The sequence below is a fragment of the Dyella sp. OK584 genome (assembly GCF_057787755.1).
The window spans coordinates 2,035,334-2,054,240 of record NZ_CM173542.1 but is presented as its reverse complement, the minus strand read 5'-3'; the positions used below and the strand labels follow the sequence as shown (position 1 = coordinate 2,054,240).

Sequence of the window (18,907 nt, the reverse complement as noted above, 5' to 3'; positions counted from 1 at the left end):
GCCGCCACTGCACCTACAGATGCGGACGCCGCCGTGCGATTCAAGCGCGGCAGCGGCCTTCCGTATAGCGGTATTTCAGCCTGTCCATAGGTCGCCTTCACATTTGTCTTGCTAGGCTCGTTCCCGTGTTATCGCCCTCGCCAATTTCGGTCATGTCCGCTCAACCGCCCCTTCCGGCGCCGCCCTTGCCAGGCGTGGACGATCATTGGGCCATGTTTCTCGATGTGGACGGCACGTTGCTGGATTTTTCCGATCAACCCGACCAGGTATGCGTCGACACGCGCCTGCGCGATTTGATCGAGGATCTCCACGCCACGCTCGACGGCGCGCTCGCGCTGGTGAGTGGGCGCAGCCTGGATGACCTGGACGACCTGTTTGGCCATCCGCCGTGGGCGATGGCCGGCCTGCATGGATTGGAGCTGCGCGGCGCCGATGGCCGTTACCGCGGCGTGCATATCGGCTCGGCCCGACGCACGCTGGTGCGAGACATGGCGGGCGCCATCGCCGCCGGCCTGCCCGGCGTGATGCTGGAAGACAAAGGCATGGCGGTGGCTTTGCACTGCCGCACGTCTCCCCAGCAATTTGACGCCTTGCGCGAGCGTGTGGAGTCGGTACTGCCCAGCCTTGCCGGCTACGAAATGCAGCAAGGCAATCTGGTGATCGAGCTGAAGCCCGAAGGCATGGACAAGGGCAAGGCCGTGTCGAGTCTGCTGGCGCGCTGGCCGTTCAACGGCCGCCTGCCCGTCTATGTCGGCGACGACCTTACCGACGAACATGGCTTTGCCACGGCCAACCTGGAAAGTGGGCTGAGCGTGCGCGTTGGCACTCGCGAGCCCAGCCTCGCGCGCTATTCGCTGCCCGAGCCTGCCGCTGCGCGGGCCTGGCTGTTCCGCGTGCTGCACGCGCTCAAGCATGGAGCCCTCTCACATGCCAACTCCCACGGAGGAAACGCCTGACAACCAGTCCAGCCTGGCACTGGGTGTCATAGGCAACGGCAGCGTTGCTGCACTGATCGACGGGCACGGTCGCATCGTGTGGTGCTGCCTGCCGCGCTTCGATGGCGACGCGAGCTTCTGCGCGCTGCTGTCGCCTCAGTGTGAAGGTGGCGATTGGACCATCCAGCTCGAAGATTTCGAGCGCGCCGAGCAGCACTACATGCCCAACACGGCAGTGCTGGTCACGCGGCTTTACGACAGGCATGGCGGGGGTGTGGAGCTGGTCGACTATGTGCCCCGATTCCGCTCCCACGGACGCTTCTATCACCCGGTATTGATCGCACGGCGCGTGCGACCGCTCGGAGGCTCGCCACGCATTCGCGTGCTGCTGCGGCCGCTATGTGGCTATGGGAGCGGCAAGCCTTCAACCACCGCCGGCAGCAATCACATTCGCTTCCTGCTGAACGGCGTGGTCCAGCGCCTGACCAGCGACGTCGCCTCGCCGATGATCGAGCGCGCACTGCCCTTCATCCTGGAGCGACCCGCGCACTTCGTGTTCGGCCCCGATGAAACGCTTGCGCATAGTCCCGCCGATTTCATTCATCACACCCTGGAAAGCACGCTCGAATACTGGCGCGAATGGGTGCGCAATCTCTCGGTGCCGTACGAGTGGCAGGACGCCGTGATCCGCGCAGCGATCACGCTGAAGCTTTGCCAGTACGAGGCCACCGGCGCCATTGTCGCCGCGCTCACCACTTCCATTCCCGAATCGCCCGGCTCTGCGCGCAACTGGGACTACCGGTATTGCTGGCTTCGCGATGCGGCCTTCACCGTGCGTGCCCTCAATCGCCTGGGCGCCACGCGAAGCATGGAGGAGTACATCCGCTATGTGTTCAACCTCATAGCGGCCGATGGCGAGCGTGAGATAGGCCCTGTGTTCGGCATCACGTTCGAGCACGAGCTGACCGAGACGCAGGTGAGCACGCTGGCCGGCTATCGCAACATGGGGCCCGTGCGCGTGGGCAACGATGCCTGGCGCCAGCGGCAGAACGATGTTTACGGTTCGGTAGTCGTTGCCTCGGCGCAGCTGTTCTTCGACCGACGGCTGGAGCACCCGGGCGACGAGCTCACGTTTCGCCGGCTCGAACGCATGGGCCAGATGGCGCTGCGCATGGCCGAGGAGCCGGATGCCGGCCTGTGGGAATACCGCGGCCGCGCCGCGGTACACACTTATTCCGCTGCAATGTGCTGGGCTGCCTGCGACCGTCTGGCGCATATCGCCACGGAGCTTGGCCTTGACGAGCGCGCCCGCTACTGGCACGACGAAGCCGTCGCGCTGCACGGACGCATAGAAGCGCGCACGTGGAACGCCAAGCTCGGCACGTTCGTCGATGCATACGATGGCGAACATCTCGACGCGAGCCTTTTGCTGCTTGCCGACATTGGCTTTGTCGACAGCATGGACCCTCGCTTCATCGCCACCGTGGACGCCATCGGCAGCGCGCTCGGACGCGGCGACTATCTGTTCCGCTACATCGCGCCGGATGACTTCGGCGCTCCCGAAACCAGCTTCAACATCTGCACGTTCTGGTACATCGAAGCGCTGGCGGCTACCGGTCGCAGGGAACGCGCCCGCGCCATGTTCGAGCACATGCTCACGCAGCGTAATCCGCTGGGCCTGCTGTCTGAGGACATCGCGCCGTCCACCGGCGAGCACTGGGGCAATTTTCCGCAAACCTATTCGATGGTGGGCCTGATCCAGGCCGCCATGCGCCTGTCACGGCGCTGGGAGGACGCATTGTGATGATTCCGGGACGTGAAAGCGGCCAGGGACGGCTAGTAGTGGTTTCCAATCGGGTGGCACTGCCGGACCAGACCGCCACAGGCGGACTGGCCTCGGCCATGAGGGCGGCGTTGCAGGAGCGCGGCGGACTGTGGTTCGGCTGGAGCGGCAAAGTGGCGCGGCAAACGGGTGGCGAAGTCCATCGCCAGCGGGATGGCAACGTCGAGTACACCACGATCGATCTATCGCGCAACGACCACGATGATTTCTACGACGGCTTTGCCAACCGCACCTTGTGGCCGCTGTTGCATTACCGGCCCGACCTGGTCGATTACGACCGCAAGCACCTGGCCGGCTATCTGCGCGTCAATAACCTGTTTGCCGAAGAGCTGATGTCGCTTATCGGCCCCCACGACCTGGTGTGGATCAACGACTATCACCTGATTCCGCTGGCGGCCATGTTGCGTCAGCGCGGCGTGCGCAATCGCATCGGATTCTTCCTGCACACGCCCCTGCCCGCTGCGGGGCTGCTGATCGCATTACCACATCATCAGGAGTTGCTGGAGACACTGGCCAGCTACGACCTGGTAGGCGTGCATACGTCGCGCGACCGTCGTTCGCTGGAGGAGTATTTCCTGCATGAAATCGGTGCGACCCGGCGACGCGACGGACGCATCCAGACGTCCAGTGGAAGGCGGTTCCGTGTCGAATCCCTTCCCATCGGCATCGACACACTCGAAGTTGCCGAAAGCGCCAGTCACGCCGACGAACACGAAGAGATCCACCAGCTGCGCCAGAGCCTCGAGGGCCGCGCCATGATCATCGGCGTGGACCGCCTGGATTATTCCAAGGGCCTGCCCGAACGATTCCATGCATACGCGCGCCTGCTCGAGCGCTCACCACAACTGCATCGCAAGGTCACTTTCCTGCAGATCGCCCCGCCCTCTCGCGGCGGCGTGCTGGAATACCGCCAGATCCGCAGAGAACTGGAGCGCAGCGCTGGCCACATCAACGGCATGTATGCGGCGCCGGACTGGGTGCCGATCCGCTACGTCAACAACTCGTTCCCGCACAGTCTGCTCAGCGGCTACTACCGCACGGCACGTGTGGGACTGGTGACGCCGTTACGTGACGGCATGAACCTTGTCGCCAAGGAATATGTCGCCAGCCAGGATCCGCAGGACCCGGGCGTGCTGGTTCTTTCGCGCTTCGCCGGCGCCGCGCAGGAGTTGGGCGACGCGCTGCTGGTCAATCCTGCCGACACGGAGGAAGTCGCCGAAGCGCTGGGCATCGCGCTCACCATGCCGCTGCACGAGCGCCGCGTGCGCTGGCGCCGCATGATGGACGTGCTGGAAAAACAGGACGTGACGGCGTGGCGCAAGGCGTTCTTGCAGAGACTTGCCCAGTAAGCGCCATGGCTTTCGCACTGCGCTGTTTGCTCTTCTGCAGGAGCGCACCCTGTGCGGGGCAAGACCTGCGGAGAGAGGTAACGGCCCGGCTCCGCGGTCGCACACGGGGTGCGCTCCTACAAGACCTCGCCGGAATGATCGGGAATCTAGCCTTGCAGCCAGATCAAACTGGCAAAGCGCCCGCTTTGCGCCCCATCACGACGATAGGAAAAAAAGCGTTCATCGATACGCGTATCGAATCCACCGCCATGCACGCTGGTCACACCCGCAGCGCGCAGACGTCGCCGCGCCAGGCCTGCGAGATCGCATAGCCAATGCCCCGGACGAGTCGGGACGAAGCAATCGCTCGCTTCCCCATCTGTCGTGAGAAAGGCTTCATGCACTTCCTCGCCTACCTCGTAGCTGGCTGTGCCAATGCACGGTCCGAGCCATGCCATCACCTGCGCGGGCGGCACAGGCAAGGAGGCCAATGTCGCTTCGAGCACGCCACCCGACAGACCGCGCCATCCGGCGTGCGCTGCGGCCACCGCGCCGCCATCGAATGTGCAGAACAGCACCGGCAGGCAGTCGGCAGTAAGGATGGCCAACGGCTCGCCGATGCGGCGGGTCATGGCGGCATCCGCGCGCGGCTCGTCGTCGCGGTCTGCACCGTCAACCTCCGCCACATCGATGCCGTGCACCTGCTGCAGCCAGTGCGGCGCCCGCTCCAGCCCCAGCGCTGATTGCAGCGCGGCTCGGTTGACGGCCACTGCCTCCACCGAATCACCCGAGCGCGCGCCGAGATTGAGGCTGGCGTACGCATCCGTCGACACGCCCGGCCCCTGTCGAGTGCTCACTGTGGCGCGCACGCGGCTAGGCGCCGGCCAGTCCGGGATGATCCAGTGATCACTCGCACTCATGCGTTTACTGCCAGTCGCCGGGATCGGCCTGTGCGGCATCGGCGCGCAACGCATCCACCAGCGCCTGCTGGTCGGCCGGCCGTTCCGCGCTGAAGGACATCGGCTCGTGGGTGACCGGGTGTTCGAACGCCAGCCGCTCGGCATGCAGTGCCTGACGGCGGAATCCACGCAACGCCGCCACCAGCTCGGCACTGGCCCCCTTGGGCAGCCTCAAGCCGCCGCCGTACAGCGGGTCGCCGATCAGCGGATGACCGATATGCGCCAAGTGCACGCGGATCTGGTGGGTTCGGCCCGTCTCCAGGCTGCACTGGATCAGGCTATGGGCGCGGAAGCGCTCGCGCAGACGGTAGTGGGTGACGGCGTGTTTGCCGTCTTCCTCGTCACGCACGGCCTGGCGCAGTCGATCGCCCATATGGCGGCCGATCGGTGCGTCCACCGTGCCACCCGCCACCAGCGTGCCGAGCACCACGGCCTCGTACTGCCGCTCCACGTCGTGGCGGGACAGCATGTCCACCAGGGCGGTGTGTGCCGCCAGCGTCTTGGCGACCACCATCAGTCCGGAGGTGTCCTTGTCCAGCCGATGCACGATGCCGCCGCGCGGCAGCTGGGCCAGGATCGGATCGTGGTGCAGCAGCGCGTTCAGCACCGTGCCAGCACTATTTCCTGCGCCCGGATGCACCACCAGTCCGGCCGGCTTGTTCAGCACCAGCACGTACTCGTCCTCGTGGACGATGTCCAGCGCGATGGCCTCCGGGGCCAGCTCCACCTCATTTTCCAGCTCGGCCTCCAACTGAACCCTTTCCCCGCCGCGCAACAGCTGGCGGGGCGGCGCCGCGGCGCCATTCAGCATCACCGCGCCGGCCTTGATCCACGCGGTGAGGCGGGAGCGCGAATAGTCGGGGAACATCTCGGCCAATGCCTGGTCGAACCTCCGACCCGCGGCGGACAGGGGCACCGTGGCCTCATGACGGATGGTCGTCATGGCCGCCTGCCCGGGCAACCGGTGGTTTCGGCTATCATCCCTTTTCGATCAAACATCTGAACCCTTTCTCATGCGCGTAACCAAGCTGCAGGCTTTCAAAGTCCTTGTCGTGCTCGCCATCGCTCTCTCGATGAGTGCGTGCTCGATGTTCGGCCACAAGAAGGAAACCAACGATACGCTGCCGATGGACAAGCTTTACGCCAAGGCCCACGACTCGATGGAACATGCCGACTATTCGGCAGCCAGCAAAGCGTACCAGCGCCTGATCGCGCGTTTTCCGTCCGGCGACTTCAACGAGCAGGCCCAGCTTGACCTGGCTTACTCGCAGTACAAGGACAACCAGCCGGACGACGCCTACTCCACGGTCAACCGCTTCATCAAGACGTATCCGACCCACAAACATGTGGATTATGCCTATTACCTGCGCGGTCTGATCAATTTTGACCGTACCGGCGGTGCCATGGAGCGCCTCCTGCAGTCTGGCGAACCGCAGACTCGCCGCGATCAGGGCTTCAATCTGAAGTCGTTCGACGACTTTTCCGAGCTGTCGCGCCGCTTCCCGGACAGCGCCTACACCGCCGATGCCCGCCAGCGCATGATCTACCTGCGCAACCTGCTGGCCCAGTTCGAAATCAACGTGGCCGAGTACTACCTGCGCAACAAGGCCTATGTCGCCTCGGCGGACCGCGCCCAGTACGTGATCGAGCATTACCAGCAGGCGCCGCAGACCGGCGACGCGCTGGCCATCCTCACCCGCAGCTACCTGGGCATGGACCGGAAGCCGCTGGCCGATCAGACGCGTCAGGTGCTGGCGATGAATTACCCGAGCCACCCGTACCTGACCGACCCGAAGTGGCCGCACTCGCCGTCGCTGATCCGCAAGATGATTCCGTTCTCGGGTCACCACTGACCGAACGCCAGGGTTTCCCAGGGACGTAAAAAAGCCGGTGAGCGCAAGCCCACCGGCTTTTTCTTTACCTGTCGTAGCCCACCACGTGCGCGCCTAGCCGAGGTCGTGACTGCTCACTTCCAGCCGGAGGTGATCGGATACCGCCGCTCGCGTCCAAACGCCCGCGTGGTTACCCGTGGGCCCGGCGCGGATTGCCTGCGCTTGAATTCGTTGAGCAGCACCAGCCGCACCACGCGACGCACGGTATCGGCATGGAAACCCTGCGCGGCGATCTCCGCCTGCGACTGCTCGGCCTCGATGAAGCGGGACAGGATGGCGTCCAGCTCGTCGTAGGGCGGCAGCGAATCCTGATCGGTCTGGTTGTCGCGCAACTCGGCCGAAGGCGGACGATCGATCACCTCGGAAGGAATCGCCTCCGGCTCGCCCAGCCGCGCCGCGTGCGCATTGCGCCAGCGCGACATGCGATAGACCACGGTCTTGTAGACGTCCTTCAGTGGCGCGTAGGCGCCGCACATGTCGCCGTACAGCGTGGCGTAGCCCACCGCCATCTCGCTCTTGTTGCCAGTGGCCAGCAGCAGGCGACCGTGTTTGTTGGAGAGCGCCATCAGCGTCACGCCACGCGTGCGCGACTGCAGGTTCTCCTCGGTGGTGTCGGCCGACTTGCCGGCGAACGCAGGCGCCAGCGCACCAAGGAAAGCATCGACCATCGGCTCGATATCGATGACGTGATAATCCACGCCCAGTTGCACCGCCTGCGCGCGCGCGCCGTCCAGTGATAGCTGCGAGGTGTAGCGCGTGGGCATCATCACTGCCGTTACGCGCGGCGCACCCAGCGCGTCCACCGCCAGCGCCAGCGTCAACGCCGAGTCGATGCCGCCAGACAAACCGAGCAGCACGCCGGAAAAACCGTTCTTGTCGATGTAGTCGCGAATGCCGCGCACCAGCGCCGCGTATAGCGTGGCCTCGGACGACGCATCCGGCACGCCAGACCAGCCTTCGGCGCGCAACGTGCGCGTCTCGCTGTCGAACTCAGCCCACAGCATGGCGTCGACGAAATGCGGCGCGCGCGCCGCAATGGAGCCGTCGCCATTCACCAGCAGCGAGCCACCGTCATAGACCACTTCATCCTGGCCGCCGATGAGGTTGAGATAGACGATCGCGCAGCCGGTTTCCTTCGCGCGGGCAACCAGCACTTCCTCGCGCGAGGACTGCTTGGCGTCATCCCACGGCGAGGCGTTGATCACCACGATCAGCTCGGCACCGGCCGCCGCCGCCTTCGCGGCCGGCTCGGGTTCCCAGATGTCCTCGCAGATCAGCATGCCTACGTGCACGCCTTCGATCATCGCGACAGCACTGTTACGCCCGGGGCGGAAATAACGCTTGTCGTCGAACACGCCGTAGTTCGGCAGCGCCTGCTTGTGCGTGGTCAGTTCGATGCGTCCGCCGCGCAGCAGGCTGGCGGCGTTGTACACCTCGCCTTCGCTGTGCGGGTGGCCCACCAGCGCGGCGACGCCGTTGGTCGCACCTGCCAACGCGTTGAGTTCACACTGGCACGCGGCGAGGAAGCTCGGTCGCAGCAGCAGATCTTCCGGCGGATAACCGCTCAACGTCAGCTCCGGGAACACCACCAGGTCAGCACCGCCTTCGCGGCCCTGCGATACCAGATCTCCCACCTTGGCCGCGTTTGCCGCGACCGCACCGACCGGGAAATCGAACTGCGCAAGCGCGAGGCGTAGGGAGGGCATACCGATGAATCCGTGTTCTAGGTAGCTCCCTATGATACCCGAGGCGCCGCTTGGACTTCGTCTATCGACCCACCGGCGGGACCAGCAGCAGTGTCGCCAGAGTGAGCATGAAAGCGGCCACCGCCACGTCGAACACGCGCCACGCCACTGGACTGCGAAACACCGGCAGCAGCATCCGGGCACCGTAGCCCAGGGAAAGAAACCACAGCACGCTGGCCGTGGAAGCGCCACCCGCAAAGGCCCAGCGCCCTTCGCCGTTGTAATGCGTGGAAAGGCTCCCCAGCAGCACGACCGTGTCCAGGTACACGTGCGGATTGAGCAGGGTGAACCCCAGGCAGGCGAGCACGATGCGGCCACGGCTGCTCGCACCATTGCCGGCCGGCTGCAGCCCGCTTTCGCCTCGCCATGCACGCCACAGCGCCAGCAGGCCGTAGGCCGCCAGAAACGCCGCGCCCGCGTAGCGCAACCACTGCAGCAACCCGGGATGCCGCTGCACCGCCAGGCCCATGCCGGCGACGCCGAGCAGGATCAGGCTGATGTCGGCCAGGATGCACACCAGCACCACGGAACCGACGTGGCTTCGCTGCAGTCCTTGCCGCAGCACGAAGGCGTTCTGCGCGCCAATGGCGATGATCAGGCCCGCACCCGCGCCGAGCCCGGCCAGGTAAGCCGAAGAGATCATGGGGGAATACCTCGAAAAAGGTGGGTACTTTGGCGCACGCCCTATGTTCAGTAAAATTAATTATTCTTATCCAAGTTCAGATTTTCTAATCATGGCGCCATGAGCCTGCTCAATCCCCAACTCGCCGCGTTCGCCGCCGTCCTCGACGAAGGCAGCTTCGACGGCGCGGCGCAGCGCCTCGCACTCACGCCATCGGCGATCTCGCAACGAATCAAGGCACTGGAAGATCGCCTGGGTCAGGTGCTGATCCTGCGCCGCACGCCATGCACGGCCACTGCCGCTGGCGAACGCCTGTTGCGCAGCGTGCAGCAGATGCGGTTGCTGGAGGCGGAAACGCTGGAGGCTTTCCACGTGGAGCCCACGAGCGCGGGGCCGACATCGGTGGCGATCGCGGTCAACGCAGACTCGCTCGCTACCTGGTTTCTGTCCGCACTGGCTGATCTGCACCAGCAGCACCAGTTGTTGTTCGACGTGCGCGTGGAAGACCAGGACCACACCACCGACCTGCTCCGGGATGGCTCGGTGCTGGGTGCGATCACCGCCGAGGCGCATCCGGTGCAGGGTTGCAGTGTGAAAAAACTGGGCGTGATGCGTTACCTGCCGGTGGCCTCGCCTGCCTTCGTCGCGCGGCACTTTCCGCGTGGTGTCGATGCCTCTTCACTCGGCAAGGCGCCGATGCTGGTGTTCAATCGCAAGGATGCGCTGCAGTGGCGTTTCATCCGCAGCGTGACGCGCGCGCGACTGGCGCCGCCGATGCACTACCTACCCTCTTCCACCGCTTTCGTCGAAGGCGCCGCATGGGGTCTAGGTTGGGCGATGGCGCCGGAGTCGATGGCGGAAAAGCCTCTTGCGGCAGGCACGCTGCAGGCGATGGGGCCCGGCCGCTGGCTGGACGTGCCGCTGTACTGGCAACACTGGTCGATCCGCTCGGCCACGCTATCGACGGTGACCGACACGCTATTGCGCACCGCACGCCAAGGTCTTCGCCAGCATCGCTGAGCAAAGAAAAAAGGGCCGCATCGCTGCGGCCCTTTTCTTATCGGTCGTAGAGACCCGATTATTTCTTCATCAGACCTGCGAGGGCCTTGCCGAGGTCAGCCGGCGACTTCACCGTGGTGACGCCAGCCTTCTCCAGCGCAGCGAACTTGGCTGCTGCCGTGCCCTTGCCGCCGGAGATGATCGCGCCGGCGTGGCCCATGCGCTTGCCAGCTGGAGCCGAAGCACCCGCGATGAACGACACCACCGGCTTGGTCACGTACTCGCCGATGAACTCGGCGGCGTCTTCTTCAGCGCTGCCGCCGATTTCGCCGACCATGATGATGCCTTCGGTCTGCGGATCGTCCTGGAACAGCTTCAGGCAGTCGATGAAGCTCAAGCCGTTGATCGGATCGCCACCGATGCCGATCACGGTGGACTGGCCCAGGCCTTCATTGGTGGTCTGGAACACGGACTCGTAAGTCAGCGTGCCCGAACGCGACACGATGCCGACTTTGCCCGGCATGTGGATGTGGCCCGGCATGATGCCGATCTTGCACTCGCCCGGGGTGATGATGCCGGGGCAGTTCGGCCCGATCAGCACGGTTTCCGGATGCTGTGCCAGCACGTTCTTCACGCGCAGCATGTCCAGCACCGGGATGCCCTCGGTGATCGCCACGATCACGCGGATGCCCGCGTCGATGGCTTCGAGGATCGAGTCGGCGGCGAACGGCGGCGGCACGAAGATGACGGACGCATCAGCGCCGGTTTCGTCGACCGCTTCGGACACGCTGTTGAAGACCGGCAGGCCGATGTGCTCGCTGCCGCCCTTGCCCGGAGTGATACCGCCGACAACCTTGGTGCCGTAATCCAGCGCCTGCTGCGCGTGGAAGGTGCCCTGCTGGCCGGTAAAGCCCTGCACGAGGACCTTGGTGTTCTTGTTAACGAGAACGCTCATGGTTCAGTTGCTCCTCAGCCCTGGGCCGCAGCCACGGCTTTCTTCGCCGCGTCGTTGAGATCGTCAGCCGGCGTGATCGCCAGGCCAGAGTTGGCGAGCAGTTCGCGGCCCAGTTCCACGTTGGTGCCCTGCAGGCGCACCACGACCGGAATCTTCAGGCCCACTTCCTTCACCGCGGCGATGATGCCCTCGGCAATCAGGTCGCAGCGCACGATGCCGCCGAAGATGTTGACTAGGATGGCCTTCACCTTGTCGGAGGAGAGGATCAGCTTGAACGCCTCGGTGACGCGTTCCTTGGTGGCACCGCCGCCCACGTCGAGGAAGTTGGCCGGCTCACCGCCTGCCAGCTTGATCACGTCCATGGTAGCCATGGCCAGACCGGCGCCGTTGACCATGCAGCCGATGGTGCCGTCCATGGTCACGTAGTTGAGGTTGTGCTGCACGGCAGCGGCCTCGGCGGCATCTTCCTGGGTCAGGTCGCGCATGGCGGCCAGATCGGCGTGACGGAACTCGGCGTTGTCGTCGGAGTTGACCTTGCCGTCGAGCGCGGCGAGGTTGCCGTCCTCGAGGATGGCGAGCGGGTTCAGCTCGACCAGGGCCAGGTCCTTCTCGTTGAACAGCTTGTACAGGCCCAGCATGATCTTGGTCAGCTGGCCGACCTGCTTCGCATTGAGGTCCATGGCGAAGCCGAGCTGGCGGCACTGGTACGGCTGCAGGCCCTCGACGAAGTCCACCACGATGGTGTGGATGTCTTCCGGCGTGTCCTTGGCGACCTGCTCGATGTCCACGCCGCCGTGCTTGGAGGCGATGAACGACACCGACTTGGTGTCACGGTCCACCAGGATCGACAGGTACAGTTCCTTGGCGATGTTGGTCGCGTCGGTCACCAGCACCAGGTTCACCGGCAGCGCGCGGCCGGCGGACTGGTAGGTTTCCATGCTGGTGCCGAGCATGCCCTTGGCAGCGGCGCGGACATCATCGAGGCTCCGGCAGAACTTGACGCCGCCGGCCTTGCCGCGGCCGCCTGCGTGAATCTGTGCCTTGACCATCCACTGCGAACCACCAAGGTGCTTGGCGGCGTCGACAGCGGCATCGGGAGAGTTGGCTACTTTGCCCGGCGGAACGGCGATGCCGTACTGCGCGAACAGTTCTTTGGCCTGGTACTCGTGGAAATTCATTCGATACCTCGAGCGAACGGGGAAACGTGAGGCCGCGCCGGGCTGTGGGGCCTGGGCGGTCGAGGAGAGCGACGGCGATACGAGCGCTGCCGGGATGCAGTGCGCCGCCGCCTGCCTGTCGACATGACGAAAACCGCGCAATACGGCCGCCTATTTTCGCGGAACCGGCCCCCAATGGAAAGGGGCGGCCCTGCCGGGGGCCTCGGATAGGTCGTTCGGCGGAGGGGTACTTCAAGCCGTGAAGACCGCGTCTATACTGGTTCGGACCGCCCGGTCAGGCCACGTCGAGAGTACCCAGCCAGGTGTCCAGCGCCGCACAGCCCGCGTACCCCAGCGCCCGTCCGTCACCCGAGGCGGCGCGTCATGAGCTCCTGTTTCTCAACTGTTTCCGCCTGGCCCAGGCACTGGTCTACATCGGCCTGGCGCTGAGCCCCAATGCCCTGGGCTGGCCAAAACTGACCGATGTGGCATTGGCCCGCGGTGTGGCGGTGCTGTTCCTGCTGTTTGCGCTGGGCATGCTCTCGCTCACCCGGCGCTCCACGCCGTGGATCCGCCTGACCGTTTCGGGCGCACTGGTGGTGGACATCATCGCGGCGGTGCTGGCCATCGCCACCATGCACGATGCGCGTATCGGCATCGCCATGATGCTGGCCGTCAATCTCGCTGCCGGTGCCTTGATCCTGCCGCTGCGGCTGTCCTGCTTCTTCGCCGCACTGGCGACGCTGGGCGTGCTTGGTCATTCGGTATTCGAGGTACAGCACGGCGATGTCGGCTTAGACCGCGAACTGCTCGAATCGAGCCTGTTCGGGTTGGCCTACTTCTCCATCACCGTGCTGTGCTACGTGCTGAGCCGGCAGATCCGTGCCACCGAGGCGCTGGCCGAGCAGCGCGGCGTTGACCTGGCCAACCTGGCACAGGTAAACGAGCTGATCATCCGTCGCATGAAGACCGGCGTACTGCTGGTTGACGACGCCAACCGCATCCACCAGATCAACGAATCTGCCTGGATGCTGCTGGGCAATCCTGCCGCCGACCAGCGCGACCTTGGCCGCGTGGCGCCGGAGCTGTCGCGCCGCCTGTATCACTGGATGACCTCCGGCAAGCTGGACGAATCGGCCACCCAATTGGCCGACGGTGTGCCCGAAGTCGTGCCGCGCTTCAGCCGCCTGGCGCCCAACGACGACTCGCACGTGCTGATCTTCCTGGACGACACCTCGCTGGTGTCCCGTCGTGCGGAGGAACTGACGCTCAGCTCGCTGGGTCGCCTGTCGGCTTCTATCGCGCATGAGATCCGCAACCCGCTGGCGGCGATCCGCTATTCCGCGCAGTTGCTGGCCGAGTCGCACGACCTGCCTCCGACCGATCAGCGCATGGTGGAGATCATCAACAACCACTGCGTGCGACTCAACGAGATCATCGAGAACATCCTGCAGCTATCGCGGCGCGAGCGCTCCCGCCCGGAGACGCTGGACCTGGGCCATTGGGCCAACCAGTTCGTGGACGAATACCGCCAGGGCAACGACCTGGGCGAGGATTCGCTGCGTGTGATCCAGGCCAGCACACCCGTCGCGGCAGTTGCCGACCCGCAACAGCTACAGCAAGTGGTGTGGAACCTGGTGCAGAACGCGCTGCGCTACGGCCGCATGCCCAGCGAACCAGCGCGCGTGATGGTGGTGGCGCGGCATGGCGAACATGGCGTGCCCATTCTGGAAGTGATCGACCGCGGCCCCGGTATCGCACCGAAGGTAGCGGCGCAGATCTTCGAGCCGTTCTACACCACGCACGAATACGGCACGGGTCTTGGCCTGTATCTGGCTCGGCAGATGAGCGAGGCGAACCAGGCGTCACTGGAATATGTGCGCGTGGCCGGCGGCGGCAGCTGCTTCCGTCTGGTGCTGACGCCGGCGCGGATGGGCAAGGCGACGGGCGACGCGGCGGCCACAGGCTGACGCGGCGCGCCTCGGTGCGCGCCTACAAGTCAGACACAAATGCAGGGCAGCGCGAACCCTCAGGTTTCGCGCACGATCAACTCCACCGGCAAGACCTCTGACTGCGCTGATTCATCGCCGATCAGCGCCAGCGCCTTGCGCGCCAGCAGCGTGCCGCCCGCCTGCCAGTCCTGCCGCACCGAACTCAAGGGCGGCAGAAAGCTGGCCGCCAGCGGCATGTCGTCGTAGCCGACCACCGAGACATCGCTCGGCACCGTGCGGCCGAGCTGGTTCAGTCCACGAATCGCGCCCATCGCCAACAGATCGCTGCACGCGAATACCGCATCGAACGGCACCTTGCGCGCGGCCAGCGAGAACACCGCATCCATGCCCGAAGCGAGCGTGAACTCGTCACGGCGAATCAGCAGCGGCTTGATGCCGTGCGCGGCCAATGCATCCACGAAACCGTTGAGTCGCTCGAAAATTTCCGGGTGGTTGGGATTGCCCACGAATACCGGATTGCGTCGGCCAAGGCTGACGAAGTGCTCGGCCACGATGCTGCCGCCGAGGCGGTTGTCGCTGCCCACGACGATGTGATCGTCGCGCTCGCCCTGCGCACCCCACACCACCATCGGCAGGCCCAACTTGTCGAAGCGGCGCACCGCATCCTGATGCACACCCTGCCCAAGCAGTATCAGACCATCGGCGGCCTGCACTGCCGCCGCGGTGGCGCCCTGTCGTGTCGTAAGCAGCACGCTGTAGCCGTTGGCAGTCAGCTCCTGCGAAATGCCGCCCAGAAGAATCAGCGGATACGGATCGAGCATGGTGCGGTCGCTGGAGGGCTTCATCTCCACGATCACCGCCACGGTGTAGCTGCGGCGCAAGCGCAGGTTGCGCGCGCTGACGTTGAGCTTGTAGCCGAGTTCGTGCGCGAGGGCCTGGATGCGTTCGCGCGTCTGCTTGTTGACCAGCGGACTGTCGCTGAGAGCGCGCGATACCGTGATCTTCGATATCCCTGCGACCTCTGCCAGATCGGCCATGGTCAGGCTGGCCGAAGGTGCGTCCCTGGATGGCTTCCTTTTCTGCTGACGACTCAAGACCTGGCCCCGGTGTCTTGTGAGTGAGTGCACAGACGAGTCGGCGTGACGGCCAACCATGGCAACAGCGCACAGTGTGGCCGTTTGGCCATCGTGCGTCCAACCATTGCCTGCGACAGGCATGCCGCTTCTGCGCCATGCCCGCAGCCGGATTCCGCTAGGCGTGGCGATGGCGTCGTGGCGCAAATGGTACCGATATCTATGTGTAGATTTCCGCAACGCACCAAATGATATCGATATCTTGATATCGATATCATTTGGTGCGAAGCTCCCGCCCACTTCAAGAAGCCAGGGGTGTTTCGCGCCTAGCGCGTGCAACCCCGAACGCCGACAACAAAGCGGGGAGAGCACGTTGGATCATCACGAAACGGCGTCGGCCATGCCGCCCGTCAGCAGCGGGGTGTGCGATCCCTGGTTGTTGACCCGCTGCAACCCTGACCCCGCCGCCTATGCGCAGGACGAGAGTCTGTTCGCCCTGGCCAACGGCACCCTGGGCGTGCGCGGCGGACTTGAGGAAGGTGATAGCGCCAGCCAGGCATGTTTCCTGGCCGGCGTATGGGAGCGCGCACCCATCGAGTACCACGAGCGCTTTCCCGGTTTTGCCGCGCACACCGATACGCGCATCCCGGTAGCAGACGGCACCCGCATCCACCTGCGGCTGGGCGACACGCCAGTACGACTGGGCGACGGCGAATGGCTGGATTTTGAGCGTGCACTGGATCTGCGCCAGGGCTGCTATCACCGAAAGTTGCGCTGGCGCTCGCCGGAAGGCGCCACGCTGGAGATTCGCGCCGAGCGCATCGTCAGCTTCGACGACCCTGCCCTGCTGGCCATTCGCTACGAGGTGCACTCGCTCGACTACGCCGGGCCGATCACGCTGGAATCTTCCATCAGCACCGCCCGCGACGCCGCCGGACAGGGCGACGATCCGCGCATCGGCACCCGCCTCGACGGTGGCCTCTCCACCAGCGACGCCAGTGCTGGGGACATTCGCGCCTACGTCTTGCAGCACACGGCGCACAGCGGCATCCGCGTGGCCTGCGCGCAGCAACACTTCGTTCCCGCGAACAACCTGGATTTCCGCCTCGCCAACCTCGCGCCGCACGGCGTGCTGCAGGTATACGAGGGCACGCTCGCGCCAGGGCAGCGAGTGACGCTGGAGAAGTACGTCGCCTATGCCTGGACCCAGCCCGGCGGCACCGACAGTGACGAAGCACTGCTCGCACGCGCCGGCCACAGCCTGGATCGCGCGCAGCAACTCGGCTATGCCGAACTCCTGGCCACCCAGACGCGCGCACTCACCGCCCTGTGGCGCAATGCCGACCTCGCCATCGACGGCGACCCGCGTACCGAACAGGCGTTACGTTTCAACCTGTTCCACGTTTTCCAGTCCAGCGGCCGCGACGGGCACAGCAGCACGGCCGCCAAGGGCCTCACCGGCGAAGGCTACGAGGGCCACTATTTCTGGGACGCCGAGGTCTTCATGTTGCCCGCGATGGCCACGCTCGCGCCCGAGCTGGCCCGCGGCATGCTGATGTATCGGCACGGCACGCTGGATCGCGCACGCGCCCATGCACGCGAGCTCAATCATGCCCGCGGCGCGCTGTATGCGTGGCGCACCATCGGCGGCGATGAATGTTCCGCTTACTTTCCAAGCGGCTCGGCGCAATACCACATCAACGCCGCGGTGGCCTGGGGCATTCGCCAATATGTCGATGCCAGTGGCGACCTCGATTTCCTGCGCGAGCACGGCGCCGAGATGCTGTTCGAAACGGCGCGCATCTGGCTCGACATCGGCCATTTCAATCCCCGCCGCGGCGGCGCGTTCTGCATCCATGGCGTGACCGGGCCGGACGAGTACACCGCGTTGGTGGACAACAACCACTACACCAATCGCATGGCGCAGCATCACCTCCGCGACGCCGCGCAGGTGGCTCACTGGCTGGCCGCGATGGCGCCCGATGCCTACGCGCAGCTATCGCGACGCATCGACCTGGAACCCTTTGAGGTCATGCAGTGGCAGCGCGCCGCCGATGCGATGTATCTGCGCGAGGACCCCGAGCTTGGCGTCTTTCCGCAGGACGACACCTTCCTCGACAAACCTCGCATGCCGCCGCGCTCACAAGCCGACGGCAAGCGGCCACTGTTGCTGGAATTACATCCGCTGACCATCTATCGCAATCAGGTCTGCAAGCAGGCCGACACGCTGTTGGCACTGATGCTGGCCGGCAACGAGGTGACGCGCGAAGCGAAGCGGCGCAACTTCGACTATTACGAAGGCGTCACTGTGCACGATTCGACGCTATCGGCCTCCACCTTCAGCGTGATCGCCGCCGAAGTGGGCGAAGCAGATAAAGCATGGCGCTATTTTCAGAACACGCTGCGCGTCGATCTGGATGACCTGCACGGCAACGCCGCGCACGGCGTGCACATGGCGGCGATGGCTGGCAGCTGGCTGGCGCTTTGTTGGGGTTATGGCGGCGTTCGCATCAGCAGTGGACAGCTGTCGCTGGCGCCTCGTCTGCCGGCGGCATGGCACAGCTACCGCTTCGGCGTTCAATGGCATGGCGCGCACCTGCGCGTGGAGGTCAGCCAGACTGGCGTGCATTACGTGTTGACCCGAGGTGATTCGGTGCGCTTCCGCCATGAAGGCGAACGGGTGCACCTGCGCCAGGGTGAATCGCTGTCGCTGCCGCATCGCTTTTCCGCGGCCACGCGCCCGTCGCTGCGCGCCGTGATCTTCGATCTCGATGGCGTCATCGCCGATACGGCCGTGGTGCATCGCGCGGCGTGGGAACGCCTGGCGCAAGAGATCGACGCACCCTTCGACGAAACCATCGCCGAGCGCATGAAGGGCGTGGATCGACGCGGTTCGCTCGACATCCTGCTGGAGCGAGTTCCACGCGTGTACTCGGAAGCTGAGAAAGACCAGCTCAGCGAGCGGAAGAATGGCTATTACCGCGAACAGATCGGCCATTTCGGCCCGGACCAGTTGCTGCCAGGCGCGCGCACCGCGGTGGAGTCAGTGCGCGCTGCGGGGTTGCGCGTGGGGCTTGCCTCGGCCAGCCGCAACGCGTCCCTGCTGCTGGATCGCCTCGGCATCGCGCATTTGTTCGATCACATCGTGGATGCCTCACGGATAGAGCGCTCCAAACCTGATCCAGAAATTTTTCTGGCCGCCGCTGCAGGACTGGGTGTAGCGCCGGCCAACTGCCTGGGCGTCGAGGATGCCGCCGCAGGTATTGCCAGCATCCACGCTGCGGGCATGGTCGCCATCGGAATTGGCCAGCAAGAGGCCTTGGGGGAGGCAGACATCGTGCTGCCTGGCCTGACCGCGTTTCGCATTGGGGAGTTCGTTGAAAACCAAGACTACGCATCGACCGAGTTCGTCGAAGCGTCGCACATCAACAGCTAGTGGCCCATGTT

At 65.0% G+C, this 18,907-nt stretch carries 14 protein-coding genes; 7 read left to right on the top strand and 7 right to left on the bottom strand.

Translation table 11 applies throughout. The features are described 5' to 3' along the window. Positions 1–152 precede the first annotated feature (152 nt). From otsB to otsA, 3 genes are read left to right on the top strand one after another with little or no spacing between them, the layout of a single operon-like run. A complete protein-coding gene (gene otsB / locus AC3CBN_RS09070) occupies positions 153–956 on the top strand; it encodes a trehalose-phosphatase (RefSeq protein WP_488636475.1) in 804 nt (267 codons plus the stop codon). Continuing rightward, positions 928–2,739 (top strand): glycoside hydrolase family 15 protein, encoded by a 1,812-nt coding sequence (locus AC3CBN_RS09065; RefSeq protein WP_488636474.1) that lies wholly within the window; start codon positions 928–930, stop codon positions 2,737–2,739. The genes otsB and AC3CBN_RS09065 overlap by 29 nt, the downstream gene beginning before the upstream one ends. After that, entirely contained in the window at positions 2,739–4,127 is a 1,389-nt protein-coding gene (gene otsA / locus AC3CBN_RS09060; RefSeq protein ID WP_488636473.1) for an alpha,alpha-trehalose-phosphate synthase (UDP-forming), read from the top strand. The genes AC3CBN_RS09065 and otsA overlap by 1 nt, the downstream gene beginning before the upstream one ends. A 146-nt stretch (positions 4,128–4,273) precedes the next feature. Here otsA and pgeF read toward each other — a convergent pair whose 3' ends face one another. Together pgeF and rluD are read right to left on the bottom strand one after the other, a co-directional pair. Next, entirely contained in the window at positions 4,274–5,026 is a 753-nt protein-coding gene (gene pgeF, locus AC3CBN_RS09055) for a peptidoglycan editing factor PgeF (RefSeq protein ID WP_488636472.1), read from the bottom strand. A gap of 4 nt (positions 5,027–5,030) precedes the next feature. Next, positions 5,031–6,008, bottom strand: a complete 978-nt coding sequence (rluD, locus tag AC3CBN_RS09050) for a 23S rRNA pseudouridine(1911/1915/1917) synthase RluD (protein ID WP_488636471.1) — start codon at positions 6,006–6,008, stop codon at positions 5,031–5,033. Positions 6,009–6,078: 70 nt separating this feature from the next. Between rluD and AC3CBN_RS09045 the strand changes: the two genes are divergently transcribed. Then, positions 6,079–6,918 (top strand): outer membrane protein assembly factor BamD, encoded by an 840-nt coding sequence (locus AC3CBN_RS09045; RefSeq protein ID WP_488636470.1) that lies wholly within the window; start codon positions 6,079–6,081, stop codon positions 6,916–6,918. Between the two features lie 113 nt (positions 6,919–7,031). Here the strand turns inward: AC3CBN_RS09045 and AC3CBN_RS09040 are convergent, their stop codons facing one another. Both AC3CBN_RS09040 and AC3CBN_RS09035 read right to left on the bottom strand, forming a co-directional pair. Then, complete coding sequence (locus AC3CBN_RS09040) at positions 7,032–8,663, bottom strand: NAD+ synthase (protein WP_488636469.1); 1,632 nt, start codon at positions 8,661–8,663, stop codon at positions 7,032–7,034. Between the two features lie 61 nt (positions 8,664–8,724). After that, entirely contained in the window at positions 8,725–9,345 is a 621-nt protein-coding gene (locus AC3CBN_RS09035) for a LysE/ArgO family amino acid transporter (RefSeq protein ID WP_488636468.1), read from the bottom strand. A 99-nt stretch (positions 9,346–9,444) separates the two neighbouring features. Between AC3CBN_RS09035 and AC3CBN_RS09030 the strand changes: the two genes are divergently transcribed. Further along, entirely contained in the window at positions 9,445–10,344 is a 900-nt protein-coding gene (locus tag AC3CBN_RS09030; RefSeq protein ID WP_488636467.1) for a LysR family transcriptional regulator ArgP, read from the top strand. A gap of 58 nt (positions 10,345–10,402) precedes the next feature. On the opposite strand, the gene sucD is transcribed toward AC3CBN_RS09030, so the two are convergent. Next, entirely contained in the window at positions 10,403–11,278 is an 876-nt protein-coding gene (gene sucD / locus AC3CBN_RS09025; protein ID WP_488636466.1) for a succinate--CoA ligase subunit alpha, read from the bottom strand. 14 nt (positions 11,279–11,292) lie between these two features. After that, positions 11,293–12,456, bottom strand: coding sequence for an ADP-forming succinate--CoA ligase subunit beta (sucC, locus tag AC3CBN_RS09020; protein WP_488636465.1), 1,164 nt, complete (start codon positions 12,454–12,456; stop codon positions 11,293–11,295). A gap of 302 nt (positions 12,457–12,758) precedes the next feature. Between sucC and AC3CBN_RS09015 the strand changes: the two genes are divergently transcribed. Continuing rightward, entirely contained in the window at positions 12,759–14,405 is a 1,647-nt protein-coding gene (locus AC3CBN_RS09015; protein WP_488636464.1) for a sensor histidine kinase, read from the top strand. Between the two features lie 59 nt (positions 14,406–14,464). On the opposite strand, the gene AC3CBN_RS09010 is transcribed toward AC3CBN_RS09015, so the two are convergent. Beyond that, positions 14,465–15,424, bottom strand: a complete 960-nt coding sequence (locus AC3CBN_RS09010; protein ID WP_488636463.1) for a LacI family DNA-binding transcriptional regulator — start codon at positions 15,422–15,424, stop codon at positions 14,465–14,467. 409 nt (positions 15,425–15,833) lie between these two features. On the opposite strand from AC3CBN_RS09010, the gene pgmB reads away from it, so the two are divergent. Beyond that, the gene (pgmB, locus tag AC3CBN_RS09005) at positions 15,834–18,896 is read left to right on the top strand and encodes a beta-phosphoglucomutase (protein WP_488636462.1); all 3,063 of its coding nucleotides are present in this window, start codon (positions 15,834–15,836) and stop codon (positions 18,894–18,896) included. Positions 18,897–18,907 lie beyond the last annotated feature (11 nt).